General features: G+C 67.5%; 22 protein-coding genes. 19 read left to right on the top strand and 3 right to left on the bottom strand.

Going from position 1 to position 24,457, the window contains the following annotated elements:
• Positions 1-57 precede the first annotated feature (57 nt).
• From PQS31_RS00300 to PQS31_RS00240, 13 genes are all read left to right on the top strand, one after another.
• Positions 58-1,905: a class I SAM-dependent DNA methyltransferase gene (locus tag PQS31_RS00300; protein WP_272760684.1), complete on the top strand. Its 1,848-nt coding sequence runs from the start codon at positions 58-60 to the stop codon at positions 1,903-1,905.
• Entirely contained in the window at positions 1,902-3,251 is a 1,350-nt protein-coding gene (locus PQS31_RS00295) for a restriction endonuclease subunit S (protein WP_272760683.1), read from the top strand. Before PQS31_RS00300 ends, PQS31_RS00295 begins: the two co-directional genes overlap by 4 nt.
• Positions 3,248-3,775 (top strand): HNH endonuclease signature motif containing protein, encoded by a 528-nt coding sequence (locus PQS31_RS00290; RefSeq protein WP_272760682.1) that lies wholly within the window; start codon positions 3,248-3,250, stop codon positions 3,773-3,775. The genes PQS31_RS00295 and PQS31_RS00290 overlap by 4 nt, the downstream gene beginning before the upstream one ends.
• Positions 3,772-5,634, top strand: a complete 1,863-nt coding sequence (locus PQS31_RS00285) for a DUF262 domain-containing protein (RefSeq protein WP_272760681.1) — start codon at positions 3,772-3,774, stop codon at positions 5,632-5,634. Before PQS31_RS00290 ends, PQS31_RS00285 begins: the two co-directional genes overlap by 4 nt.
• Before the next feature lie 265 nt (positions 5,635-5,899).
• Positions 5,900-7,084, top strand: coding sequence for a Fic family protein (locus PQS31_RS00280; RefSeq protein WP_272760680.1), 1,185 nt, complete (start codon positions 5,900-5,902; stop codon positions 7,082-7,084).
• The gene (locus PQS31_RS00275; protein WP_272760679.1) at positions 7,081-10,194 is read left to right on the top strand and encodes a DEAD/DEAH box helicase family protein; all 3,114 of its coding nucleotides are present in this window, start codon (positions 7,081-7,083) and stop codon (positions 10,192-10,194) included. The genes PQS31_RS00280 and PQS31_RS00275 overlap by 4 nt, the downstream gene beginning before the upstream one ends.
• Positions 10,195-10,666: 472 nt before the next feature.
• Positions 10,667-11,050 carry a helix-turn-helix transcriptional regulator gene (locus PQS31_RS00270; RefSeq protein ID WP_272760678.1) on the top strand — a complete coding sequence of 128 codons (384 nt, stop codon included), beginning with the start codon at positions 10,667-10,669 and terminating at the stop codon, positions 11,048-11,050.
• Positions 11,047-12,354 (top strand): type II toxin-antitoxin system HipA family toxin, encoded by a 1,308-nt coding sequence (locus tag PQS31_RS00265; RefSeq protein ID WP_272760677.1) that lies wholly within the window; start codon positions 11,047-11,049, stop codon positions 12,352-12,354. The genes PQS31_RS00270 and PQS31_RS00265 overlap by 4 nt, the downstream gene beginning before the upstream one ends.
• 197 nt (positions 12,355-12,551) lie before the next feature.
• On the top strand, positions 12,552-12,866 hold the full coding sequence (locus PQS31_RS00260) for a hypothetical protein (RefSeq protein ID WP_272760676.1): 315 nt from the start codon (positions 12,552-12,554) through the stop codon (positions 12,864-12,866).
• A gap of 104 nt (positions 12,867-12,970) precedes the next feature.
• The gene (locus PQS31_RS00255) at positions 12,971-13,264 is read left to right on the top strand and encodes a hypothetical protein (protein ID WP_272760675.1); all 294 of its coding nucleotides are present in this window, start codon (positions 12,971-12,973) and stop codon (positions 13,262-13,264) included.
• Positions 13,265-13,744: 480 nt separating this feature from the next.
• Positions 13,745-14,269 carry a hemerythrin domain-containing protein gene (locus tag PQS31_RS00250; RefSeq protein WP_272760674.1) on the top strand — a complete coding sequence of 175 codons (525 nt, stop codon included), beginning with the start codon at positions 13,745-13,747 and terminating at the stop codon, positions 14,267-14,269.
• 309 nt (positions 14,270-14,578) lie between these two features.
• Entirely contained in the window at positions 14,579-14,752 is a 174-nt protein-coding gene (locus PQS31_RS00245) for a hypothetical protein (protein ID WP_272760673.1), read from the top strand.
• 548 nt (positions 14,753-15,300) lie between these two features.
• Positions 15,301-17,010, top strand: a complete 1,710-nt coding sequence (locus PQS31_RS00240; protein WP_272760672.1) for a methyl-accepting chemotaxis protein — start codon at positions 15,301-15,303, stop codon at positions 17,008-17,010.
• 214 nt (positions 17,011-17,224) lie between these two features.
• Here the strand turns inward: PQS31_RS00240 and PQS31_RS00235 are convergent, their stop codons facing one another.
• Entirely contained in the window at positions 17,225-18,322 is a 1,098-nt protein-coding gene (locus tag PQS31_RS00235; RefSeq protein ID WP_272760671.1) for a branched-chain amino acid aminotransferase, read from the bottom strand.
• A 294-nt stretch (positions 18,323-18,616) separates the two neighbouring features.
• On the opposite strand from PQS31_RS00235, the gene PQS31_RS00230 reads away from it, so the two are divergent.
• The 4 genes from PQS31_RS00230 (at position 18,617) to tadA (ending at position 21,525) form a co-directional block, all read left to right on the top strand.
• The gene (locus PQS31_RS00230) at positions 18,617-18,811 is read left to right on the top strand and encodes a DUF2256 domain-containing protein (RefSeq protein ID WP_272760670.1); all 195 of its coding nucleotides are present in this window, start codon (positions 18,617-18,619) and stop codon (positions 18,809-18,811) included.
• Positions 18,804-20,387: a cryptochrome/photolyase family protein gene (locus tag PQS31_RS00225; protein WP_272760669.1), complete on the top strand. Its 1,584-nt coding sequence runs from the start codon at positions 18,804-18,806 to the stop codon at positions 20,385-20,387. Before PQS31_RS00230 ends, PQS31_RS00225 begins: the two co-directional genes overlap by 8 nt.
• A gap of 73 nt (positions 20,388-20,460) precedes the next feature.
• Positions 20,461-21,018, top strand: coding sequence for an NADPH-dependent FMN reductase (locus PQS31_RS00220; protein WP_272760668.1), 558 nt, complete (start codon positions 20,461-20,463; stop codon positions 21,016-21,018).
• A gap of 6 nt (positions 21,019-21,024) precedes the next feature.
• Entirely contained in the window at positions 21,025-21,525 is a 501-nt protein-coding gene (tadA, locus tag PQS31_RS00215) for a tRNA adenosine(34) deaminase TadA (RefSeq protein ID WP_272760667.1), read from the top strand.
• Positions 21,526-21,533: 8 nt separating this feature from the next.
• On the opposite strand, the gene PQS31_RS00210 is transcribed toward tadA, so the two are convergent.
• Complete coding sequence (locus PQS31_RS00210; RefSeq protein WP_272760666.1) at positions 21,534-22,001, bottom strand: DUF2721 domain-containing protein; 468 nt, start codon at positions 21,999-22,001, stop codon at positions 21,534-21,536.
• Positions 22,002-22,099: 98 nt separating this feature from the next.
• On the opposite strand from PQS31_RS00210, the gene orn reads away from it, so the two are divergent.
• Complete coding sequence (gene orn / locus PQS31_RS00205) at positions 22,100-22,660, top strand: oligoribonuclease (RefSeq protein WP_272760665.1); 561 nt, start codon at positions 22,100-22,102, stop codon at positions 22,658-22,660.
• Positions 22,661-22,725: 65 nt separating this feature from the next.
• Positions 22,726-22,848: a hypothetical protein gene (locus PQS31_RS00200; protein ID WP_272760664.1), complete on the top strand. Its 123-nt coding sequence runs from the start codon at positions 22,726-22,728 to the stop codon at positions 22,846-22,848.
• A 596-nt stretch (positions 22,849-23,444) separates the two neighbouring features.
• Here PQS31_RS00200 and PQS31_RS00195 read toward each other — a convergent pair.
• Entirely contained in the window at positions 23,445-24,341 is an 897-nt protein-coding gene (locus tag PQS31_RS00195) for a mechanosensitive ion channel domain-containing protein (RefSeq protein WP_272760663.1), read from the bottom strand.
• Positions 24,342-24,457: the final 116 nt, after the last annotated feature.

Raw genomic sequence — 24,457 nt, 5'->3', positions numbered from 1 at the left:
CCCCGGCTCGACGTATCTTCGCCGAGGCGCAGCGACTCGAACAAAAGGGAACAACCGTTGAACCAACAGGCTCTGTCCGCCTTCATCTGGTCGGTTGCCGATCTGCTGCGCGGCGACTACAAGCAATCCGAATACGGCCGCGTCATCCTGCCGTTCACCGTGCTGCGGCGCCTGGACTGCGTGCTGGCGCCCACCAAGGCGCAGGTGCTCGCCGAGGCGGAGAAGAAGGCCGCCGCGGGCCTCAATCCCGATCCCTTCCTCAAGCGCATCGTCGGCACCGCGGGTTTCTACAACACCTCGAAGCTGGATCTGCCCACGCTGGCGGGCGACCAGGATCACATCCGCGAGAACCTCTACGCCTACATCCAGGGCTTCTCGTCCGAGGCACGCGACATCTTCGAGCGCTTCGACTTCCATGCCCAGGTCGAGCGCCTGGCCAAGGCCGGGCTGCTGTATCTGGTGGTGGAGAAGTTCGCTGGCATCGATCTGCACCCGGACCGCGTCGACAACGCGCAAATGGGGCATGTGTTCGAGGAACTGATCCGCAAGTTCGCCGAACTCTCCAACGAAACCGCCGGTGAGCACTTCACCCCGCGCGAAGTCATCCGGCTGATGGTCAACCTGATCTTCATCGAAGACGACGACGTGCTGACGCCCGGCAATGCCGTGGTGCGTACCGTGTACGACCCAACGGCCGGCACCGGCGGGATGCTCTCGGTGGCCGCCGAGCACCTGCTGGCGCACAACCCCGCCGCGCGCCTCACGTTGTTCGGGCAGGAGCTCAACGACGAGTCCTACGCCATCTGCAAGGCCGACATGCTGATCCGCGGCCAGCCGGTGGCGAACATGGCGCCCGGCAACACGCTCAGCGACGATGGCCATGCCGGCCGCAAGTTCGACTACATGCTCTCCAATCCGCCGTTCGGCGTGGAGTGGAAGAAGGTCGAGAAGCTCGTTCGCGCCGAGCACGAACGACAAGGCTTCGACGGCCGCTTCGGCCCGGGCCTGCCGCGCGTGTCGGACGGTTCCATGCTGTTCCTGCTGCACCTCGTGGCGAAGATGTCACCCGTGGTCAACGGCGAGGGCGGCAGCCGCTTCGGCATAGTGCTCAACGGCTCGCCGCTGTTCACGGGCGGCGCCGGCAGTGGCGAAAGCGAGATCCGCCGCTATCTGCTGGAGAACGATCTGGTGGAGGCCATCATCGGCCTGCCGACCGACATGTTCTACAACACGGGCATCGCCACCTATGTATGGATTGTCAGCAACAAGAAGGATGAGGACCGCCGCGGCCAGGTGCAGCTGATCGACGCCAGCAGCTTCTGGCGCAAGATGCGCAAGAGCCTGGGCAGCAAGCGCCGCGAGATGGGCGATGAGGACATCGCCCTGGTCACCCGCCTGTTCGGTGACTTCACCGAGGCCGAGCGCGTCAGCGTGGTGGATGCCGAAGGCCGTGAACTCGAGCAGCACATCGTCACCGGCACCGACGATGTGCCCGTGGCCCCCGAAGGCGGCCGGCTCAAGCGGGTGCCGATCAGCCGCATCTTCCGTAACCAGGAATTCGGCTACACCACCATCACCGTCGAGCGCCCGCTGCGCGATGACGCCGGCAACATCGTGCTGGGCCAGAAGGGCAAGCAGAAGGGCAGGCCGCAGCCGGACAGCGCCTTGCGCGACACCGAGAACGTGCCGCTGGGCGAGGACATCGAGACGTACTTCGCGCGCGAGGTGCTGCCGCACGCGCCGGATGCATGGATTGACGAGGCGAAGACCAAGGTGGGCTACGAGATCCCGTTCAACCGTCACTTCTACGTGTTCGAGCCGCCGCGCCCGCTGGAGGTCATCGACGCCGAGCTCAAGGCCGTGACCGCCAACATCATGCGGATGCTGGGGGAGATGGCGGAATGAGTCTGCCGAGGTATGCGGAGTACAAGGACAGTGGCGTCGATTGGTTGGGCGAGGTGCCGGCACACTGGCAACTGGCGAAGATTCGCGCGTTCACACGCTTCTGCGGCGGTGGAACACCCTCGCGCGAGAATCTGAGCTATTGGAACGGCGACATTCCGTGGGTTTCGCCGAAGGATATGAAGGTTGAACGTATCACCGTCGCGGCTGAGTGCATCACCGAGACGGGCCTTCGCGCGAGCACTTCTTCCATGGTTGACGCGGGGAGCCTGCTCATCGTTGTCCGGTCTGGAATTCTGAAGCACACGATTCCTGTTGCTATCAACGACGTGCCTGTAGCCTTAAACCAGGACATGAAGGCGCTCAGCTTTGACGAGCGCTTTGCGTCGAGCGAATTCCTTATGCGCTGGGTGCAAGGCTTGAACGAATTGCTGCTGCTTGCATGGGCCAAGCAGGGTGCAACCGTGGAGAGCATCGAGCACTCCTACTTGTCCGAGACCGTGGTGCCTCTTCCTTCACGGGAAGAACAAAACGCAATCACGGCGTTTCTCGACCGCGAAACCGACAGGATCGACGCGCTGATCGCCGAGCAGGAAACGCTGCTGGCGCTGCTGGCCGAGAAGCGCCAGGCCACCATCTCCCACGCCGTCACCCGCGGCCTCGACCCCAACGTCCCGATGAAGGACTCCGGCATCGCGTGGCTGGGCGACGTGCCAGCGAACTGGAGAGTTGCACCGCTAAAGCATCTTGTCTCATTCAAGAGCGGGGGAACTCCAAGCAAGGATCGGTTTGATTACTGGGGTGGAAACATTCCATGGGCATCGGCCAAAGACCTCAAGTCAGACGAACTTGCCGAAACGACCGAACGATTGACGAAGGCCGCGCTGGATGCGGGTGCCGCAATGCTGCTTCCTGCAGGAACGATCCTCGTCGTCGTTCGTGGAATGATTCTGGCGCGTACCTTCCCTGTGACGCAGACGCTCGTGCCGATGGCGATTAATCAGGATCTCAAAGCGGTACGACCTGGTCCCGGAATTGATGCGACTTTCCTCGCGTGGTTGTTGCGTGGTACGGCAAATGAGTCATTGCAGCGGTTGGATGAGGCGGGCCACGGCACGAAAGCGCTCCGAATGGAATCGTGGACATGCATGGAAGTCCCGATTCCTCCTGAAGCGGAGCAACGTCGGATCGCCCGATTCGTAGCCAACCGAATTGATCTGCTAGACGGATTGCGGAACGAGGCTCTTCGTGCAATCGACCTGCTTCTGGAGCGCCGCAGCGCCCTCATCTCCGCCGCCGTCACCGGCCAGATCGACGTCCGCGGCCTGGTCGATCGCGACGCTGCATGACCCGCCTGCGCAAGCTGCCGATCAAGGTCTCGGCGGGGTTGGGCCTCTCACTGACCGACCGCGCGGTGAAGGAAGCCTTCGCGGCCCGATGCATGGCCTCCGATCTCGAAGAGCTCCGCAACTACTTCGAGGCCGGCGGCGAGATCCGCTGCTTCTACTGCGATGCGCCCGAGCCCTCGCGCTGGGATCACCTGCACGCGGTGACGCGGGGTGGCGACACGGTGCCCGGCAACCTGGTGCCCGCCTGTGGCCGCTGCGACGACTCCAAGCAGGACCGGGATATCGACGAGTGGGTGCGCAGCACCAGCAAGCACCGAACGCCGACCGGGCATCTGGCCGCTTTGCAGGACAAAGTGGCCGCATACCGCGAACGCTTCTTTTACACGGAGCAAGCTTTTGAGACACGGCTGACCCCGGACCAGCTCGCCTGCTACCAGCGTTTCAGGACCAAAATCGACACGCTGCGCCGGCACCTGGAAAGCGAGGGCCTGTTGCGCCCGTCCACGAAACGAGTCCGATCATGAAAAGCATCGACGGCAAGGCCCGCACCATCAGCGAGATCCTGAAGGGCAAGCGCTACGGTATCGATTACTACCAGCGCGAATACCGCTGGCAGAAGAAGCAGGTCAAGGAACTCATCGATGACCTGACCGACCAGTTCCTGCAATCGCACCGGCCGGGCAATCCGCGTGGCGCGGTGGCGAGGTACGGCAACTACTTCCTTGGCTCGATCATTCTCAGCGAGCGGGATGGGCGCCAGTTCATTGTCGACGGCCAGCAACGCCTGACCACCATCACGCTGCTGCTGCTTCTGCTGCATCGCAAGCAGGGCGACCGCAAGGATCGGGTGTCGCTGGAGGAGCTGATCTATTCGGAGCGCTTCGGCGAGCGCGCCTTCAACATCGCCGTCGAGGACCGCAGCGCGATCATGACGGCGCTGTTCAATAACAGCGTGCCGGATACGACGGATGCATCCGAATCCGTGCAGACGATCGTCGCGCGCTACCAGGATCTGGACGAGCTGCTGCAGGAGCAGGCCGAGGACATCGACGATGCGGCACTGCCGTATTTCTGCGACTGGCTGACGGAAAAGGTCTATCTGATCGAGATCAGCGCCGCGTCCGATGAGGATGCGTACACGATCTTTGAAACGATGAATGATCGTGGCCTGTCACTGACGCCGCTGGACATGCTGAAGGGTTATCTGCTGGCCAAGATCACCGACATCGGCCAGCGCAACGAGGCCGCGCGCCTGTGGCGCGAGCGCATTGAAGCATTGCGCAAGCTGGGAAAGGACGAAGACACGGACGCGGTGAAGGCGTGGCTGCGTGCGCGCTATGCCAACAGCGTACGTGAGCGCCGCACGGGCTCGGAGAACAAGGATTTCGAACGGATCGGTACGGAGTTCCACCGCTGGCTCGGTGACCATGCCGAGGTGCTCGGGCTGAAAAGCGGGGAGGACTTCTTCCGCTTCATCAATGACGACATGGTGTTCTACACCCGTCAGTACGTCCGCATTTGCGAGGCGTCGATGCGCCCGGTGAAGGGGCTGGAGGCGGTGTATCACGTCGCGGCGTTCAACTTTACGCTGCAGTACCCCTTGCTGCTGGCGCCACTGCGCCTCACCGACGCACCCGACACCATCGACCGCAAGATCCGTGCGGTGGCGGTGTTCCTCGACATCCTGCTGGCGCGCCGTGCGGTGAACTACCTCAGCATGACCCATGGCGCGATGTCGTACGCGGCGTTCCTGATCATGCGCGATATCCGTGGCCTGCCGTTACCGGAGCTGGTGGAGACCTTGCAGAAGCGGTTGGCCGAGCAGGGCTGTGACTTCGATGGCACAGCCGATGGCCGCCGCAACGGGTTTGCGGGTTTCGGCCTCAACCAGTGGTCCAAGCGCTACATCAAGGTGCTGCTGGCCCGTATGACGGCAGAGCTGGAGCAGGCATCCGGTATGGACAGCACCGCTGCCAAGTACCTGGTGGAGGGGCGCGGGCGATACGAGATCGAGCACATCTGGGCCGATCATTACGCACGGCACCGCGACGAGTTCGCCTCACAGGCGGATTTTTCCGACTACCGCAACCGGTTCGGCGGCCTGCTGCTGTTGCCCAAGAGCTTCAACGCCAGTTACGGCGACCTCACTTACCCGAAGAAGCGCAAGCATTACGTCAGCCAGAATCTCCTCGCCTGGTCGCTGCATGAGCAGTGCTACGAGCGAAACCCGGGCTTCCTCGCCTATTTGAAGCGGGAGGGACTTTCGTTCCGGGCGCTTGAAGAGTTCCACAAGGCGCACCTGGACGAGCGGCACGCGCTGTACCGCCAGCTGGCAGATAGGGTCTGGGATCCCCAGCGGTTATCAGGCGAGGAGAGGGAATAGAGGCTGCGCGCTGTGCCCCAGGAGCAACAATTGTTGCCGCGGGAGCTACACGGCCGCTCCAGTCGCGATGGTGAGCAAGCTGCGGCAGGCAGAGAAGGCGGCTTATGCCGCGCCGAGAGCGCGATCGGAAAACGGCGATTGAGCCTGTACGCCGCTCAACGCGCTTGTTCAACCTTGCCTTGAACACAGCGCGATGCGGCCGATATAGTAAACGCTGCCTATCGCATGGACGCGACTCCGCCCCGTGCGCATCCCAGGATTGCGTATGCCCCAGCAGGTCGAATCCACGCGTGCAGGCCGTTACCTGCGCCAACCCACCGGATACAGCGCGTTCTCTCCGGCGCCCCTGCCGCCCGAACCGGCCCTTACCCTGACCGGGCCATTGCAGGGACTGCTGTCGCAGGCCGACCGCGCACTCGGGCGACTGGATGGTTCGGTACTGACACTGCCGAACCCCGATCTCTTCGTTTTCATGTATGTGCGCAAGGAGGCCGTGCTCTCCAGCCAGATCGAGGGCACACAGAGTTCTCTGCAGGATCTGCTGGCGGCCGAGGCCGACCTGTTCGACGAGAGCATGCCGCGCGATGTGGACGAGGTGGTCAACTACGTCCGTGCGATGAAGCATGGATTGGCCCGGCTGGCGGCGCTGCCGGTTTCGGTCCGCCTGATCCGCGAAATCCATGGCGTGCTACTGGATGGGGTACGCGGCGGGCGATTGCAGCCAGGCGAGCTGCGTCGCAGCCAGAACTGGATCGGCCCGGCGGGCTGCACCCTCGCAACGGCGAGTTTTGTGCCACCCCCGCACGAGGACGTGCCGCAGGCGCTGGGTGATCTGGAGCGCTTCCTCCATGCGGTGGACGATCTGCCCGCGCTTGTAAGGATCGCCCTGGCGCATGTGCAATTCGAAACCATCCACCCGTTTCTGGATGGAAATGGCCGCGTTGGACGGTTGCTGATCACCTTTCTGCTGACCGAGAGCGGTGTGCTGCACAAACCAGTGCTGTATCTGTCCCATTATTTCCGCCGGCACCGGCAGGCCTATTACGAGCATCTTCAAGCGGTTCGCGACCGAGGAGCATGGGAGGAGTGGCTGCAGTTCTTCCTGCACGGCGTGGTGGAGGTGGCGGGCGAGGCGGCTGAAACCGCCCGCAGGATCCAGCTGTTGCGCGAGCAGCACCGGCTTGCGATCACGGACGGGCTGGGGCGCGCTGCCGGCAACGGCCATCGGGTGTTGGAGAGTCTGTACGACCGCCCGATCGTTACGGTGTCCGACGTACGGGCGATGACGGGAACTACTTATCCCGCCGCCAACACGCTGGTCGCACGACTTGTGGAACTAGGGATCCTGATGGAGATGACCGGCTTCGCGCGGAACCGCCGGTTCCGTTACGAACCGTATGTGCGACTTTTCACGGATGATGTCGTGGCCGAGGGGGAGGCCCGCTTATGAACCTGCATCAGGAACACCACTTCGAGTGCGAGATCTGCGAACACCTGGCCGGCAACGGCTGGCTGTACGCGGACGGCGACGCCGCGCACTACGACCGGCCGACCGCGTTATACCTGCCGGACCTCGTGGCCTGGCTGCAGGCCGCACAGCCAGAGAGCTGGGAGGCACTTGCGAAGACCCATGGGCCGCAGGCCACGGCGCGGCTGGCGGAGCGCATCCGCAAGAACCTCGACGAGCGCGGCACGCTGGACGTGTTGCGCCGGGGCGTGGAGATGGTGGGGCTCAAGCGCCCGCTGTCGCTGGTGCAGTTCCGCCCGGCGCTGGCCATCAATGCCGTGATCGAGCAGCACTACGCGGCCAACCGGCTGCGCGTGGTGCGGCAGGTCAAGCACTCGCCCAATCGCCCGAACGACTGCGTGGACCTGGTGCTGTTCGTCAACGGCATCGCGGTGGCGACGGCCGAGCTGAAATCCGATTTCACCCAGAGCGTGGGCGATGCGGTGGACCAGTACCGGCTGGACCGCAATCCGCATCCCAAGGGTGGCGTGCCTGAGCCGCTGCTGTCGTTCCCGGGCGGTGCGCTGGTGCACTTCGCGGTGAGCCAAGCCGAAATGATGATGACCACGCGGCTGGCCGGCACGGACACGTTCTTCCTGCCGTTCAACCGCGGCAACGGCGGCGGCGCAGGCAATGCGCCGGACCCGGGCGGATTTGCCACGCGTTACCTGTGGGAAGAGGTGTGGGCGCGCGACAGCTGGCTGGAGATCCTCGGCCGCTACCTCATCGGCAAGCGCGACGAGAAGAAGCGCCTGAAGACGGTGATTTTTCCGCGTTACCACCAGCTCGATGCGACCCGGAAGCTGGTCGCCGATGTGCGCGCGAACGGGGCAGGGCAGCGCTACCTGATCCAGCATTCGGCAGGCTCGGGCAAGACCAACTCCATCGCATGGACGGCGCACTTCCTTGCCGATCTGCACGATGCAGCCAACGCCAAGGTGTTCGACAGCGTTTTGGTGGTCAGCGACCGCACGGTGCTCGACACGCAGCTGCAGGAAGCGATCTTCGATTTCGAGCGTACCACCGGCGTGGTGGCCACCATCACCGGGGAACACGGCAGCAAGAGCGCGCAGCTGGGCGAGGCGCTGAAGGCCGGCAAGAAGATCATCGTGTGCACCATTCAGACCTTCCCGTTCGCGCTCAAGGCAGTGCAGGAACTGGCGGCCACCGAGGGCAAGCGCTTCGCGGTGATCGCCGACGAAGCGCACAGCTCGCAGACCGGACAGGCGGCGGCCAAGCTCAAGGAACTGCTCAGCGCCCAGGAGTGGGCCGAGCTGCAGGACGGCGGCGAGATCGACAGCGAAACCGTGCTGCAGGCGCAGATGGGCGCGCGCAGCGCCGAATCCGGCCTCACTTATGTGGCTTTCACCGCGACACCCAAGGGCAAGACGCTGGAGCTGTTCGGCCGGCCCGGGCCGGACGGGCTGCCCCAGCCGTTCCATGTGTACTCGATGCGCCAGGCGATCGAGGAGCGCTTCATCCTCGACGTGTTGAAGAACTACACGCCCTACAGCCTGGCGTTCCGTCTGGCGCACGACGGGCAGGAGTTCGACAACACCGAGGTCGAGCGCTCGACGGCGATGAAGGGAATCATGCAGTGGGTGCGCCTGCACCCCTACAACATCGCCGCCAAGGTGCAGATCGTGGTGGAGCACTACCGCGAGAACGTGCGGCCGCTGCTTGATGGCCGCGCCAAGGCGATGGTGGTGGTGGGCTCGCGGCGCGAGGCCGTGCGCTGGCAGAAGGCGATCCGCGCCTATCTGGAACGTCAGGGCTATCCGCTCGGTGTGCTGGTGGCGTTTTCAGGCGAGGTGGATGACCCCGAGAGCTATCCGGAAGCCGTGACCGAATCAAACTCACTGCTAAATCCCGGGCTCAAGGGCCGCGACATCCGCGAGGCTTTTGCCGGGCCGGACTACCACCTGCTTCTCGTGGCCAACAAGTTCCAGACCGGCTTCGACCAGCCGTTGCTGTGCGGCATGTATGTGGACAAGAAACTCGGCGGCATCCAGGCCGTGCAGACGTTGTCGCGCCTCAACCGCGCGTATCCGGGCAAGGACACGACCTACATCCTCGACTTCCAGAACGACACCGGCGAGATCCTTGCTGCCTTCCGCACCTATTACGAAACCGCGTCACTCGAGGCGACCACCGATCCCAACCTGGTCTACGACCTGCGCGCCAAGCTCGATGCGGCTGGGCACTACGATGATTTCGAAGTGGAGCGGGTGGCCAAGGTGGAGCTAGACCCGCAGGCGAAGCAGTCGCAGCTGGCGGCGGCCCTGCAACCAGTGGCCGACCGCCTGCTCAAACGCTACAAGGCGGCCATGCAGGCCCGGACTGCGGCAGACGCGAGCGGTGACTCTGCCGCAGCGGCCGAGGCCAAGGACACGCTGGATGCGCTGGTGCTCTTCAAGGGCGACATGGGCGCCTTTGTGCGCCTGTATGCGTTCTTGTCGCAGATGTTCGACTACGGCAACACGGAGATCGAAAAGCGCTTTCTGTTCTACCGGCGCCTGTTGCCGCTGCTGGAATTCGGCCGCGAGCGCGACACCGTGGACCTGTCGAAGGTGGCACTGACCCACCACACGCTTCGCAGCCGGGGCGCACAGACGCTCAGTCTCGATGCCAAAGGCAGCTATCCGCTGTCGCCTGTGGATGCGGTGGGCAGCGGCCGTGTGCAGGAAAAGGAGCAGGCGTATCTGCGCGAGATCATCGAGCGGGTGAACGGCCTGTTCGAAGGACAGTTGAGCGACGAGGACCAGCTGCAGTACGTCAACGGAACGCTGAAGGGCAAGCTGCTCGAGAACGACATGCTCGCGCGGCAGGCGATCGACAACTCGAAGGAACAGTTTGCGAATTCGCCCGACCTGCGCCGTGCGCTGGTGGACGCGATCATCGACGCGTTCGAAGCGCATGGCGTGATGAGCGGACAGGCGCTTGCGTCAGAGCGCGTGCAGGATGGGCTGATGGACACCCTGCTGGGGCCGGGTCAGCTGTACGAAGCACTTCGCGCCAACGTCAAACAGAATCCAACGCACATGCACCGTTGAATTTCTTTGGCGTTAGCGGTTCCAGCTTCACGTCTTGTGCCGGGCTTTTTTTGATCTGCCCGGGGACCGGCCCCGGGTGCTGCCGATACCGGCGGCGAAGCGCTTGTCACCCGCTGCGGCCCGTGCCAAGCGCGTTTGCCGATTCGCATCCGAGGGATTGGAAGTCCATCGGGACCGGTTTGCGGGTCTTCGCCAGCCGGGCACACGCGAGCAGCATGCGCCAACGCGTGACATACGCCATCGGCACTCAGCCGATGGCGTCGAGCGGGCCGTCCCGGGGTGTGCGACCGCACTGGACGCCGCAGTGACGCGCATCGGCACGACGCTTTGGTCCCGGCAGGTCTTTAGGGATCGTATATCAGCCCTTAAGTCATAATTGGCTGATAAGGGCGCATAAGTGAACTCTTGACAGATATTAATTTAAGCTCTTATATGACCCACAAGACGCGATTCCGCGCTCAAGGGTGCTGATATGAGCCGCTATCTCGAACACGCGACGGCATCACCAGAGGCCGTCCAGCGCGCGCTCGGCGCGCGGCTGGCCGGCTTGCGGCTGGGCCGCAACCTCACCCAGGCACATCTGGCCCGGGAGGCGGGGGCGTCGGTCAGCAGCATCAAGCGCCTGGAGGCGGGCGAGAACACCTCGGTGAACACGTTGTTGCGGGTGCTCGCGGTGCTCGGCCTGGACGGACGCTTGCTGGACAGCCTGCCGGATCCGGCCGTGCGGCCGGTGGAGCGGGTGCGGCATGGCGGCCGCGAGCGTCGCCGTGCGCGCGAGACGCAGGCGCCGGCCAAGGCGACGGACTGGGCCTGGGGTGACGATGGCGATGACGACGCCGGGGAGACGGGCGCGTGACCGATGCGACCGTCCGGCTCTGGGGGCGGGACATCGGCGCGGTGAGCTGGCTGGCCGAGCGCGGGGTCGCGGCGTTCCAGTACATGCCGGAGTTCGTCGACAGCGGCATCCAGCTGGCGCCGATCGAGATGCCGCTGCGGTCCGAGCCCTACGAGTTTCCGGGCCTGTCGCGGGAGGCCTTCAAGGGCCTGCCCGGCATGCTGGCCGACGCGCTGCCGGACAGGTTCGGCAATGCGCTGATCGATGCCTGGCTGGTGGCGCAGGGCCGGGCGGCCGGCGGGTTCAACCCGGTCGAGCGGCTGTGCTACATCGGCACCCGCGGCATGGGCGCGCTCGAGTTCCATCCGATGCTGCCCGGCGTGGCGGGGCGATCGCGCCCGGTCGACATCGAAGCGCTCACCCGCCTGGCCAACGACGTGCTCAATCACCGCGGGCAACTGGCCGGCGTGCTGGGCGGCGAGGACGACCAGGCCGCGCTGGAGGACATCCTGCGCGTGGGCACCTCGGCCGGCGGCGCCCGCGCCAAGGCGATCCTGGCCTGGAACCCGCAGAGCGGGGAGTTCCGCTCCGGGCAGGTCAAGGCGGGGGAGGGGTTCTCGTACTGGCTGCTGAAGTTCGACGGCATTTCCGGCAACCGTGACAAGGAACTGGCCGACCCCCAGGGCTTCGGCCTGGTGGAGTACGGCTTCCACCTGCTGGCCGTGGCCGCCGGCATCGACATGAGCGAATGCCGCATCCACCGCGAGGGCGGGCGGGCGCATTTCATGACCCGTCGCTTCGACCGCAGTGCCGGCGGCCGCAAGCTGCACATGCAGTCGCTGGCGGCGATGCGGCATTTCGATTTCAACGCGGCCGGCGCCTACTCGTACGAGCAGGCCGTGGAGACCATTCGCAGGCTGGGGCTGCCGGCGCTGGATGTCGAACAGCAGTTCCGCCGTGCCGTGCTGAACGTGTTGATCCGCAACCAGGACGACCACGTCAAGAACATCGCCTTCCTGATGAACCGCGCGGGCGAGTGGCGGCTGTCGCCGGCCTTCGACGTGAGCTACGCCTACAACCCGGACGGCAGCTGGACCCACCAGCACCAGATGAGCCTCAACGGCAAGCGCGATCATTTCGCGCTCGACGATCTGGTGCGGTTCGGCGTGTTCTGCGGCTTCAAACCGCCGCGGGCGCGGGCGGTGATCGACGAGATCCAAGGGCAGGTGAGCCAGTGGCTGCGGTTCGCCGAGCAGGCGGGGGTCGACGAGCGCATGGCGGCGGCGATCCAGCGCAATCTGCGGCTGGGCATCGTCGGCCGCTGACGGCCCCCACCGCTCGGGCGGACCGTTCACCCCGGCCATGCGCCGCGGCGGGGCCTCCGAGGAACAACGTTTTGGTAGGAACACCTGTTCCAGGTTCACGTGTTGCCGAAGTGACAAGCGGGGCGGGACGAGCCGCCTGCGCAGTTCCGGCACGAGGCTTGCATGGAGGCCGGGTGATCTGTTTTTCGAGCCTCCCGATGCCGCACCCTGCGCACTCCACCGTCGTCGCCGGCCCCTGGACAGCCCAGTCCGAAGTGCCGGCCCGCCGCACGCCCGAGCGCCGCGGCGCCGGGCAGCCGCCGGACACCGTCCAGCTGCGTGAAGGTCTGCTGCCGGCCCAGCTCGTCACGGCGGAAGCGCTGGAGATCTTCGGCTGGCGGCTGGCCTTCGTGCGCCGCCCGCTGTTCCAGGCGCCGATCCCGGTGCTGTTCGACCGGGACGGCACACGGCACGTGGTGATCCGCGATGACGGCACGCTGGACGAGCACCCCACGCTGAAGCTCCGCAGCTGAGCGACGCTGCCGCGGCCCCGGCGCAGCCGGGGCCGACGCGCGGTGTATGAGCACGTTTCACGTAGGCAGGTTCACCATGGGCCGTCCCCCTTCGAGCGCTGCACATGCACCCGAACGACAAGGCCGTCTATACGGCGGCCCTGGTTGACCTGGAAGCCGAGCTCACGCGCATCGAGGGCAGGCAGGATGCGAAGCTGCGCAAGATCGCGGCGTTGTGCAATGCGGCGCTCGCATTGCGCGACCGTCTTGCACAGGGGGATGTGGTCTGGTTGAACCAGCAGTTGCACCGGATCGCCAGCGCCCACGGGTTGCCGGACGAGTGCGTGCTCGAGGACGACCAGACATTCGCAGGGCAGACGCTGGACACGGGCGAGGGCGGGGACGCGTCCCGTCCCTAGGGTGGCGCTGCCGGGTGCGTCGTCACTTGGATCTACGGCTGGCAAGCCGGCGTTCGTAGCCTTGATCGCGCCTGTGTCACGCGAGGGCGGGCCGCCAGGCACATCGTCGGCGGGTCGCCGTCGATGTCGATGCTGTCGAGGTGGCGCGCTTGGGAGTCGGCGCGGTGGCCGATGGCCGCAGATGATGGCGACGTCGGGCACCGCCGCGCGTCCACTATGCGGGCGGGCACGCGATGGTCCGGCGGGCCGCGTGCGCAGCCCTGGCACCACCGCGTCCAACTGCGTCTCGCGCAACGGTGTGAGCCCCCCGGCATTCCCGGCGCGCGCCCTCACGTCCGCGACGGCGACGAGACCCCGTGCGCGTAGTAGCGCGGCGCTGTGCACTTTGCGCACGCGCGCCCGAGGTCCAGCGGGCGGCCTTCACGAGCCGCGTGCCCAGTGTGCGCTTTCTTCGGCATCCCGCCTGTCAGGACCCCGCCCATGCGTGACATCCTCAAGACCCTCGCCGACGAACACGCCCAACTCAAGACGCTGTTCGAACAGATCAACGCCACCACCGACCGCGCCGAGAAGACGCGCGCCGAGCTGCTGGAGAAGATCGAGGCGAATCTGATTCCGCATGCGAAATGGGAAGAGCTGGTGTTCTACCCGGCGTTTGCCGAGCGCGCGTCGCACGACCAGCTGCTGCAGCACGCCGAGGCCATCCAGGAGCATCGCGCGGTCGAGCTGACCGTGCTGCCCGACCTGCACGCCTCGGAGAAGACCTCGCGCCAGTTCGCCGGCTCGGTGAAGGTGCTGTCGGAGTTCATCACCCACCACGCCGACGAGGAAGAGAAGGAGATGTTCAAGGCCGCGCGCCAGCTGTTCTCCTCCGAGGAGCGCGCGCAGATGGACGAAGACTACGAAGCCTGGAAGGCGTCGCCGGCGGCGGCCGGGCTCACGTTCCACGCCAAGGCGAAGACGGCGCTGAAGTCGGTGGTCCGCAATCCGAAGGCGCCGGGCTGAGGCGGCGGTGCCTGCCACACGTCACTTCGGTGCAAGAGCCGCGTGCAGCCGCCGGAGGCTCCGGCGGGCCATGGTTCGTCAAGCGCTGATGCCGGTGACGGGCGAGGGCAGCGGCATGATCCGCCGCTTCGCCCCGGCGGAGAAGATGAGACGCCTCGGGCGGCGCGCCCGGCGGCGGTACGGGCCCCGGATCCGCACGCAGACGGGCCGCCAAGCGACGCAAACGCCGGCGATGCGACACTCGGTCGCATCGCATCCCCACATGCGCAGCCCCATCGTGACGGGTGCCACGCCCGGCCCGGAAGCCCCATGTACGACTGGTTCCCCATCGTCTTCATCGTCTTCAAGGTGGTCGTGCTCGGCACGGGCATGTTCTACGCCATCAAGTGGCATCACGATCAGGCCAAGAAGGACGCGCGCGAGAAGGAGGAACAGGCGCAGCGCGAGGCCGAACGACGGAAGCAGGACGCCGGCGGCGTCTGACAGCTGAGGCACCCGGCCGGTTCCGGGAGACGCTGCCCGCTGTGCGCAGGGCGCCGGTGGCGCCGTTCCGAGTTCCCGTCAGCCTGCGTGCCGGGGCCGGCCCGAGCGGGCGGGCCCTTCGCGGGGCCGGCGTCCGGGCGCTGTCTTGCATCCGGTGAGGCGGGTCGGCGCATGCGAGCGACGTCCGCTGAATCCAGCCTGGCTCAGGCCGCCCAGCGTCGACCCGGCGGTTTCGGCTGCGGTGCATCCCGCGCGGAGGCGGGACGGGTGCTCGCCATTCGGGCTGGGACCACTGGGCCGGTCTGTCCGGCTTGCATCGGCGCCGTATCAGCGCCGGCTCGCCGCGCAGGAGCACTCCGTCGGCCGGATGCGCCAATCGGATACCGCTCGTCGGCTGACACCCGTGCGGCGTGAACGCGGCGTCAAGAACCGTCCGCCCTTGCCGTTACCGCGGAGGAGGCGGCATCCGCCCCTCCGACCACGGCAGGTGCCCTATGAGCTTCAAGGATGTGACGCGTTGGTTCGGCGGGCGGGTCCCGCGCGGGAATGTGGACGCGGCGCGTGAGCTGGCGGAGGCGCGCAGCCTGATCGCCGCGATCGACCGGGCCCAGGCCATCATCGAGTTCGATCTCGACGGCACCATCCGCACCGCCAACGGCAACTTTCTTTCGACGGTGGGTTACAGCCTGGGGGAAATCGCCGGCCGCCATCACCGCATGTTCGTCGAGGATGCCTATGCGCGTTCCGACGACTACAGCCGCTTCTGGCAGACGCTGCGCAGCGGCGAGTTCCACAGCGGTCGCTTCCGCCGGCTGTCCAAGAGCGGCGCGCCGGTGTGGATCGAGGCGTCCTACAACCCGGTGCTCGACGCGGCCGGCGCGCCGTGCCGCATCGTCAAGTTCGCTACCGACATCACCGCGCAGATGCGCGAGGCGGCGGATTTCTCCGGGCAGATGGCCGCCATCTCCAAGGTGCAGGCGGTGATCGAGTTCGACCTGCAGGGGCGGGTGTTGAACGCCAACGAGAACTTCTCGGCGACCACCGGCTACACGCTGGACGAGATTCGCGGCCGGCACCACGCGATGTTCCTGCCGCCCGACGAGCCGCAGGGCGAGGCCTATCGCGCGTTCTGGGCCAATCTCGCGTCGGGCCACTTCGATGCGGGCCGCTACCGCCGCGTGGGCAAGGACGGCGGCGAGATCTGGATCCAGGCCTCCTACAACCCGATCTTCGACACCGACGGGCGGCCGTGGAAGGTGGTGAAGTACGCGACCAACATCACCGCGGAAGTCATGCGCGAGCGCGAGCTTGCGCAGGCCGTGGCCGAGGTGGGCGAGGTGGTGGCGGATGCCGGCCGCGGCGATCTGCGCCGGCGGGTCTCCCTGCAGGGACGCAGCGGCGCCGTGGCCGAGCTGTGCGCCGACATCAACATGATGGTCGACTCCATGGCGCGCATGGTGGCCCAGGTGTCGACGGCCTCGTCGCAGGTGCATGCCGCGGCCACCGAAATCGCCGCAGGCAACGAGGATCTGTCGTCGCGTACCGAGAGCCAGGCCGCGTCGCTGGAGGAAACCGCGTCGTCGATGGAGGAGATCGCCGCCACCGTGCGCGCCACCGCCGAGAACGCCCGGCAGAGCACGGCGCTCGCGCAGAACGCCACCCAGGTGGCGGAAGCGGGCAGCGAGCTGGTGGGCCGTGTGGTCGGCACGATGGGCGACATCCAGCGCAGCGCGAACGAGATCGCCGAGATCACCGCGGTCATCGAGGGCATCGCGTTCCAGACCAACCTGCTGTCGCTCAACGCCGCGGTCGAAGCCGCCCGCGCCGGCGAGCAGGGTCGCGGATTCGCCGTCGTGGCCACCGAAATCCGGGCGCTGGCGCAGCGCTGCGCCGAGGCGTCGCGCAACATCCGCGGCCTGATCGGGGAGTCGGGCCGCACCGTCGACGCCGGCGCGAAGCTCGCCGCGGAGGCGGGCGCCACGATGTCGCGTACGGTGGAGCGCATCCGCGAGGTCAACCTGTTGATGGCCGACATCGCCGTCGCCGCGGCCGAGCAGAGCGCGGGCATCGATCTGATCAAGACGGCGATCACCGTCATGGACGAAGCCACCCAGCAGAATGCCGCCCTGGTGGAAGAGGCCACCGCGAGCGCACGCAGCCTGGAGCACGAGGCCAATGCGCTGGTGGACCAGGTCTCGCGCTACCGCGTGGTCGACACGCCCGCCGCGACGCAGCCGGCGTTGACGCTGGTCGCGTGACACGGCGACCGATGCGCATCTGACGGCTCCGGTGCGGCGCCATCGAGTCGTCGCACGAGCGCAGCGGTGGCGGCGGCCGGTCGCGGCCGCGCTCAGCAACCGCGGCGGATCGCGCCGACGGCTGCGGAGATCGCGATGCGCCAGCCGCACCAGGAGGATGGCGAGCGCCTCGGGCGAGGCGCATCCGCCGTCCTCCGGATGTCCGGAAGGGGGCTTACACCAGTTGCGTCAGCCAGCCGTGGCGGTCCGGCACGCGGCCGTACTGGATGTCGAGCAGGTCCTTGCGGATCGCCATGGTCAGTTCGCCCGGCGGCGCGTCGGCATCGCCCACGCTGAAATCGTGGCCCTTGAGCACCCCGATCGGCGAGATGCTGGCCGCGGTGCCGCAGGCGAAGACCTCGGCGATCGCCCCCGAGCGCACGCCGTCGATCCATTCGCTGATCTCGATGCGGCGCTCGGTCACGGTGTGGCCGCGGTCGCGCAGCAGCTGGATCACGCTGTCGCGGGTGATGCCCTCGAGGATGCTGCCGGTGAGCGCGGGAGTGATCACGCTGCCGTCCTTCTGCACCAGAAAGACGTTCATGCCGCCCAGCTCTTCGACGCAGGTGTTCGTCTCCGCATCGAGAAACAGCACCTGCGCGCAGTCGTTGGCGACGGCCTCGCGCTGCGGCAGCAGCGAGGCGGCGTAGTTCCCGCCGCACTTGGCCGAACCGGTGCCACCCCGGCCGGCGCGGGCGTAGTCGCGCGACAGCCAGATCGACACCGGCTTGATGCCGCCCTTGAAGTATGCGCCCGCGGGGCTCGCGATCACGTAGTAGGCCACGCGGCGGGCGGGACGCACGCCGAGGAAATCCTCGTTGGCGATCATGAAGGGCCGGATGTACAGGCTCGATTCGCCGCCGCCCGGCACCCAGTCCTGGTCGGTGCGCACCAGCTGGCGGATCGATTCGACGAACAGGTCCACCGGCAGTTCCGGCAGCGCCATGCGCCGTGCGGAGTGCTGCAGGCGGCGGCCGTTGGCATCGGGGCGGAAGGTCCAGATCGAACCGTCCGCATGGCGGAAGGCCTTCATGCCTTCGAAGATTTCCTGCCCGTAATGCAGCACCGCCGCGGCGGGTGAGAACGTCAGCGGGCCGAAGGGGCGCACGTGCGCGTCGTGCCAGCCGGCGTCGACGGTCCAGTCGATGGCCACCATGTGGTCGGTGAAGTGGGTGCCGAAGCCGGGGTCGGCGAGGATCGTCTCGCGTTCGGCCTGCTGGCGGGCCTGCAGCGACGGAACGATGCGGAAGGTGTGGATCGGCTCGGTGGTCATGTGGCGCGGCTCATGTGTGGACGGCGTCGACGCTGCGTGGCGCGGCCGCTCGTGCGGCGACGCCGGGCGTCGGGGTGGGGGAGGATGGTACCGGCGATGCCGCGCAGCGTCGCGTGCGGACGCGGCGGCCGCGCTCGCCTAACACTGTGGGCGGGTGTATCCGCCGGGTGGTCGCCGGTCGCGGTCCGCACCGCTTTGCCGGCGCCGCCCGCCCATGCGCCGTCGACTGTGCACGCACGGCGAGGCTGTGCATCATGGCCGCGCGCCCCGCCCCGGGACTCTTCGGACCCACCCATGACGCCTGCCCGCACTCGTGATTTCGCCGGCAACAAGGCCTTCCTGCCCCGCAAGCCCTGCGCGGTCTGCGGCCGCACGATGACCTGGCGCAAGGCCTGGGCGAAGACCTGGGACGAGGTGCGTTACTGCTCCGAGCGCTGCCGGCGCAACAAGGGCGCGGCGGCCGTGCCCGTAGCGGCCCCCGATGGCTGAGCCCGGCGTCCGTCATCTGGTCGTCGTGCTCGGCGATCAGCTCGATGCGTCGGCCGCCGCCTTCGACGGCTGCGACCCGGCGCGTGATGCGATCTGGATGGCGGAAGTCGCCGAGGAATCCACCCACGTCTGGTCGACGAAGACGCGCACGGCCTTGTTTCTGAGCGCGATGCGCCACTTCGCCCGGGACCGGCGTGCCGAGGGCTGGACGGTCCACTACCGGCGGCTCGACGACGTCGACAACCGCGGCACGCTGGGCGCGGAACTGGCCGACGCGATCGCGCGACTGCGCCCGCGCAGCGTGCGTCTGACCGCACCGGGCGACTGGCGCGTGCTGCAGGCGCTGCGCGCGACCGTTGCCTCCGCCGACGTGCCGCTGGTGATCGAACCGGACCGGCATTTCTACTGCGACGTGCGTGCATTCGCCGCGTGGGCACGCGATCAGCCGGAACTCCGGCTGGAGTTCTTCTATCGCGAGATGCGCCGCCGGCACGGCGTGCTGATGGACGGCGACGCGCCCGCAGGCGGACGCTGGAATTTCGACGCCGAGAACCGCGCGCCCTTCGACGCGCGAGGCCCCGGCGCGTTGCCGGCGCCGCTGCGGGTCGAGCCCGATGCGATCACGCGCGAAGTGCTTGCGCTGGTGGCGACGCGCTTTGCCGGTCATCCCGGCCGCCTCGACCATTTTGCCTGGCCGGTGACGCGCGCGCAGGCGCTGGATGCGCTGGCCCGGTTCGTCGACGAGCGCCTGCCGGCCTTCGGCCGCTGGCAGGATGCGCTGTGGCCCGAGGCGCCGTGGCTGTGGCACTCGCAGATCGCGTCGGCGTTGAACCTCAAGCTGCTGGGCCCGCGCGAGGTCGTCGATGCGGTGGAGGCCGCGTGGCGTGCAGGCCGCGTGCCGCTGGCGGCGGCCGAGGGCTACATCCGCCAGATCCTCGGCTGGCGCGAGTACGTGCGCGGGGTGTACTGGACGCAGATGCCGCGCTACGCGGATGCGAACGCGCTGCAGGCCGCCGGCGATCTGCCCGGCTTCTACTGGACGGGGGACGCCCCGATGCCGTGCCTGGCCGACGCACTGCGCCAGACACTCGACCTCGGCTATGCCCACCACATCCAGCGGCTGATGGTGATCGGGCTCTACGCCCAGCTGCTGGGCGTCGAGCCGGCCCAGGTGCATCGCTGGTTCCTCGCCGTCTATGTGGATGCGGTGGAGTGGGTGGAGATGCCCAACGTGCTCGGCATGAGCCAGTACGCCGATGGCGGCCTGATGTCGAGCAAGCCCTACATCGCCAGCGGGCGCTACATCGAGCGCATGAGCGCCGGCAGTTACTGCCGGCGGTGCGCCTTCGATCCCGGCCGACGCACCGGGCCGCAGGCCTGTCCGTACACGCGCCTGTACTGGGATTTCATGCTCCGCCACGAGGCGCTGCTGACGGCCAACCCGCGCACGCGGCTGCAGGTACGCGCGCTCGAGCGGCTCGGCCCGGACGAGCGCGCGACGATCCACCGGGAGGCGGCGCAGTGGCGCGCGGCTCCGTCGCAGCGCGGCGAGGCGACGCCCGTGCAGGCGGACTGAGGTCGGGCGTCTGCGGTACAGTCGCCGCGAGCCGCGACACGGTGTCGCGCGCCACGGCCTGCGAAGCCCTCCGATGCCCCGGATTCTCGGTATTTCCGGCAGCCTGCGTGCTGCGTCCTACAACACCGGCCTGTTGCACGCCGCGCGGGACGTGGCGGGCGAGGGCGTGACGGTCGACGTCGCCACCCTGCACGGCATTCCGCTCTACGACGGCGACCTGGAAGCGCGCGCCGGCAGTCCCGAGGCCGTCGAGGCACTGAAGGCGCGCGTGCTGGCCAGTGACGGTCTGCTGCTGGTGACGCCCGAGTACAACAACGGCATCCCGGGCGTGTTCAAGAACGCGATCGACTGGCTGTCGCGTCCCGGCAGCGGCATTCCCGCATTGTTCGGTGGACGGCCCGTCGCGGTGATCGGCGCATCGCCCGGCGGCTTCGGCACCATCCTCGCGCAGAACGCGTGGCTGCCGGTGCTGCGTACGCTGGGTTGCCAGCACTGGGCCGGCGGACGCCTGCTGGTCTCCCGCGCCGGACAGGCCTTCGATCCGGAGGGCACGTTGCAGGACGAGAAGGTCCGCGGCCAGCTGGCGGCGTTCATTGCGGATTTCGCGGCGCACATCCAGGCGACGCGCTGAGCCCTCATGTCGTCATTGCCGCTCACGTCGCCGTCGCCTGATCTCGAACGCGCCTGGATGCAGCATGCGCTGGCGCTGGCCGAGCGTGCGACGCGCGAGGACGACGAGATTCCGGTGGGCGCGCTGGTGGTCGATGCCGGGGGCACGGTGATCGGCGAAGGCTGGAACCGCAACATCGCCGAGCACGATCCCAGCGCCCATGCCGAGATCGTGGCGATGCGCCACGCCGGACGCGCGCTCGGCAATCATCGCCTGGTCGGCTGCACCCTGGTGGTGACGCTGGAACCCTGCGCGATGTGCGCGATGGCGATGGTGCACGCCCGGATCGCGCGTGTGGTGTTCGGCGCGCACGATCCGAAAACCGGCGCGGCCGGCAGTGTGTTCGACGTGCTCGGTGATCCGCGGCACAACCATCGGGTCGACGTGCACGGCGGCGTGCTGGCCGAGGTCGCCGGCCCGATGCTGACCAACTACTTCCGGCGCAAGCGGGGCCTGCCGCCGCGCTGAGCGCGCGCTCAGATCAGCGGACTGCGCCGGTTGGCCTTGCGGTGCGCGTCGTCCATTTCCTCGTTGACCGCACGCACCGCCATCGCCGCCTCGCGTGCGAGCAGCAGGCTCGCGGCGAACATCGCCAGCACGCCCAGCGCGGCCAGCAGCGTCGGCGCATAGGCGAAGCGGTGATCGAGGAAGGAGTCGCCGGCCACGCTGAGGCTGGTACCGACGAAACAGCTGATCGCCAGATACAGCAGCTGGCTGCCGCGCAGGATGATGTGGCTGCGCCGCCGCTGCAGGGCGATGCGCGCTTCGAGCACGCGCCGGTCGTCGGCATCGGTGAGCGATTCGTCGGCGAGCTCGCGCAGCAGCGCGCGGGTGCGGTCGATCACTCGCGCCAGGCGCGAATTGGCCGAGCCCAGCAGCGCCGCCGTGGCGGTGAGGAAGAACGCCGGCGCGAGCATCGCCGTCAGGATCGCGTAGTGGGTCATCTCGGGACTCGAGAAAATCTGGTTCGGGAACACGGCGGCCGGAGCCCTGGAAACGTCTGGGCTATCATGCGCCGTCACGTCCACGAACGCGAACACCCATGACGGAAAAACTCGGCGACGGCAGGCTGATCTGGATCGATCTGGAAATGACCGGGCTCGACACCGATCACGATCACATCCTGGAGATCGCGACCATCGTCACCGATGCCCAGCTCAACATTCTGGCCGAAGGCCCGGAGCTGGCGATCCGCCACTCGCTCGAAACCCTGGAGGCGATGGACGACTGGAACCGCAACCAGCACACCCGGTCGGGCCTGTGGCGACGGTCGCTGGAACAGGGCGTGGGGATGGACGAGGCCGAGGCGCGGACGCTGACGTTTCTCGCCCAGTGGCTGCCGCCCGGCAGCTCGCCGATGTGCGGCAATTCGATCTGCCAGGACCGCCGGTTCCTGCACCGGCAGATGCCGCGGCTGGAGAAGTTCTTCCACTACCGCAACCTCGATGTGTCGACGATCAAGGAACTCGCCCGCCGTTGGGCGCCGCAGGTGCTGGGCGGCTTCACCAAGCATTCGGCGCATACCGCGTTGAGCGACGTGCGGGATTCGATCGACGAACTGCGCCACTACCGTCGGCACATGGCGGCCCTGGCCAAGGACTGAGCGCGCTGGAGCAGCGGCTGGAACACGCGGACGCGCGGCTGCTCATGTTTCCCGGCGCGGAGTCCATGTGCGTGCCGGAGCAGGCGTGGTTGGCGCGTCATCTGTATCCGCTGGTGTCGATCGAGCTGTCTGCGATCGAGCCCCACCCGTTCGGCCGAGTGCATCTGCTCAGCCCGCTCGAGCCCTGAGGGCGACGTCGGCGATCACACCGGCGAATCCCACAACGCCTGCACGCGCGAGAACCGGCTGGCGTTCCGTCCGGAAGCGGATGACCGCTAGCGCTTCCCCGGAGACCAGGAGTAGGTCCTGTTCGAGCACGCGGCCGACGACGCGCCGGTGGACGCGGCGGCCTCGGCGGAGAGGCAGGCGCACGACGCGCAGCAGCAGGCCCGTGACGCGGCGTCGATCCAGCGCTGCCACCGCTCCGGTGTACTGACGTATCCCGATGCGGACGACTCGCACAGCCACGGCGACTGGGACCATGGCGGCGTGCTCGAGCAGCGCGGCGGGACCACCGGCAACGGCAACTGGACCGGACTCCCAACGGCGCCCGAGGCGTTCGTCATGAACACGGCCGATCCCGACGACGTGTTTCCGCGCATATGCGGCGGGCGACGGGCGACCGTTCCGTTTCGGCGCGTCCAGCGCCGGCTCTCCGTGGCAGGAGAGCGGCGAGGGCAGCCTCCTGCCGGTCTACGAGCCCGATTCGCGCAAGGCCGTGCGCACCTTCGACTGGAGCTGGGCGGGCCGCATGCGCGCATCGTGTCGCGCCCTCGCGTCCGCCTTACGCGGCCGCGTCGCGCTGCGGTTCGACGAGCGTCTGCACCGGCGCCGGCGCCGGCGCGGGCAGGGAAGTGCGCTGACCGTCCTGGTCGTAGAGGTACAGGTGCGTGTCGCGCTGGGGATACGGAATGTTGATGCCGGCGGCATCGAAGGCCACCTTGATGCGCTCGAGCAGCGTGGTCTTGGTGCCGAACCAGTCGGACGATTTGACGAAGCAGCGGATGCCCAGATTCACCGCGTTGTCGCCGAGTTCGTAAACCACCACGTCGGCGCCCGGTTCGTCGAGCACGCGCGAATCGGCGCGCACCTGCTCCAGCGCCACGCGGCGCGCGGTGTCGATGTCGTCGCCGTAGCCGATGCCGATCACCAGCTCCACGCGGCGGATGCCCTGCGTGGTGAGATTGGTGATCACCGACGAGGTGATCAGATTGTTCGGAATGGTGTGCAGCTGCTTGTCGGGGCCTTCGAGCACGCTCTGGAAGATGCGCACTTCGCGCACCGTGCCGGTCTGCCCGGCGGCGGTGACCACGTCGCCGACGTGGAAGGGGCGCAGGGTCACCAGCATCACGCCCGACGCGATGTTGGACAGCGAATCCTTGAGCGCCAGGCCGATCGCGAGACCGGCGGTGCCGATGACCGCGAGCAGCGGCGCGGTCTGCACGCCCAGGGTGCCGAGTGCGACCACCACCACGATCACCACGGCGGCGATATAGGCCACGTTGCGCAGGAAGCTGCCCAGCATCGGGTCGAACCCGAAGCGGGTGAGGGCGGCGGGCACCATGCCGGTGAGCCGCCGCGCGAGCCACAGTCCGATGACCAGTACCGCGGCGGCCTTCAGCAGGGTCGGCCCCCACAGCACCAGCAACTGGTTCCAGTGCACGTTCTCGAATTGCAACACGGCGGTTCTCCGTCGATGGGTTGGCGGCGGACCGCACGCGGCGGCCCGGACACACGAAGCCCCGCCGGAGCGGGGCTCGTGGGCCGCGTCAGCCTCGCCGACGCGGCATGAAGCGA

Origin of the sequence: Luteimonas sp. BLCC-B24 (assembly GCF_028550595.1) — a bacterium.
Lineage (GTDB): Bacteria > Pseudomonadota > Gammaproteobacteria > Xanthomonadales > Xanthomonadaceae > Luteimonas.
Note: the sequence above shows the minus strand (reverse complement) of the source record. Positions and strands in the feature narration are given on the sequence as shown.

Bases quoted from the DNA above. Each gene is read 5' to 3' on its own strand.
- PQS31_RS00230 (WP_272760670.1), top strand. From the start codon at position 18,617: ATGACGCCTGCCCGCACTCGTGATTTCGCCGGCAACAAGGCCTTCCTG.
- PQS31_RS00235 (WP_272760671.1), bottom strand. From the start codon at position 18,322: ATGACCACCGAGCCGATCCACACCTTCCGCATCGTTCCGTCGCTGCAG.
- PQS31_RS00245 (WP_272760673.1), top strand. From the start codon at position 14,579: ATGTACGACTGGTTCCCCATCGTCTTCATCGTCTTCAAGGTGGTCGTG.
- tadA (WP_272760667.1), top strand. From the start codon at position 21,025: ATGTCGTCATTGCCGCTCACGTCGCCGTCGCCTGATCTCGAACGCGCC.
- PQS31_RS00200 (WP_272760664.1), top strand. From the start codon at position 22,726: ATGTGCGTGCCGGAGCAGGCGTGGTTGGCGCGTCATCTGTATCCGCTG.
- PQS31_RS00290 (WP_272760682.1), top strand. From the start codon at position 3,248: ATGACCCGCCTGCGCAAGCTGCCGATCAAGGTCTCGGCGGGGTTGGGC.
- orn (WP_272760665.1), top strand. From the start codon at position 22,100: ATGACGGAAAAACTCGGCGACGGCAGGCTGATCTGGATCGATCTGGAA.
- PQS31_RS00250 (WP_272760674.1), top strand. From the start codon at position 13,745: ATGCGTGACATCCTCAAGACCCTCGCCGACGAACACGCCCAACTCAAG.
- PQS31_RS00270 (WP_272760678.1), top strand. From the start codon at position 10,667: ATGAGCCGCTATCTCGAACACGCGACGGCATCACCAGAGGCCGTCCAG.
- PQS31_RS00220 (WP_272760668.1), top strand. From the start codon at position 20,461: ATGCCCCGGATTCTCGGTATTTCCGGCAGCCTGCGTGCTGCGTCCTAC.
- PQS31_RS00285 (WP_272760681.1), top strand. From the start codon at position 3,772: ATGAAAAGCATCGACGGCAAGGCCCGCACCATCAGCGAGATCCTGAAG.
- PQS31_RS00255 (WP_272760675.1), top strand. From the start codon at position 12,971: ATGCACCCGAACGACAAGGCCGTCTATACGGCGGCCCTGGTTGACCTG.
- PQS31_RS00210 (WP_272760666.1), bottom strand. From the start codon at position 22,001: ATGACCCACTACGCGATCCTGACGGCGATGCTCGCGCCGGCGTTCTTC.
- PQS31_RS00275 (WP_272760679.1), top strand. From the start codon at position 7,081: ATGAACCTGCATCAGGAACACCACTTCGAGTGCGAGATCTGCGAACAC.
- PQS31_RS00280 (WP_272760680.1), top strand. From the start codon at position 5,900: ATGCCCCAGCAGGTCGAATCCACGCGTGCAGGCCGTTACCTGCGCCAA.
- PQS31_RS00260 (WP_272760676.1), top strand. From the start codon at position 12,552: ATGCCGCACCCTGCGCACTCCACCGTCGTCGCCGGCCCCTGGACAGCC.
- PQS31_RS00225 (WP_272760669.1), top strand. From the start codon at position 18,804: ATGGCTGAGCCCGGCGTCCGTCATCTGGTCGTCGTGCTCGGCGATCAG.
- PQS31_RS00295 (WP_272760683.1), top strand. From the start codon at position 1,902: ATGAGTCTGCCGAGGTATGCGGAGTACAAGGACAGTGGCGTCGATTGG.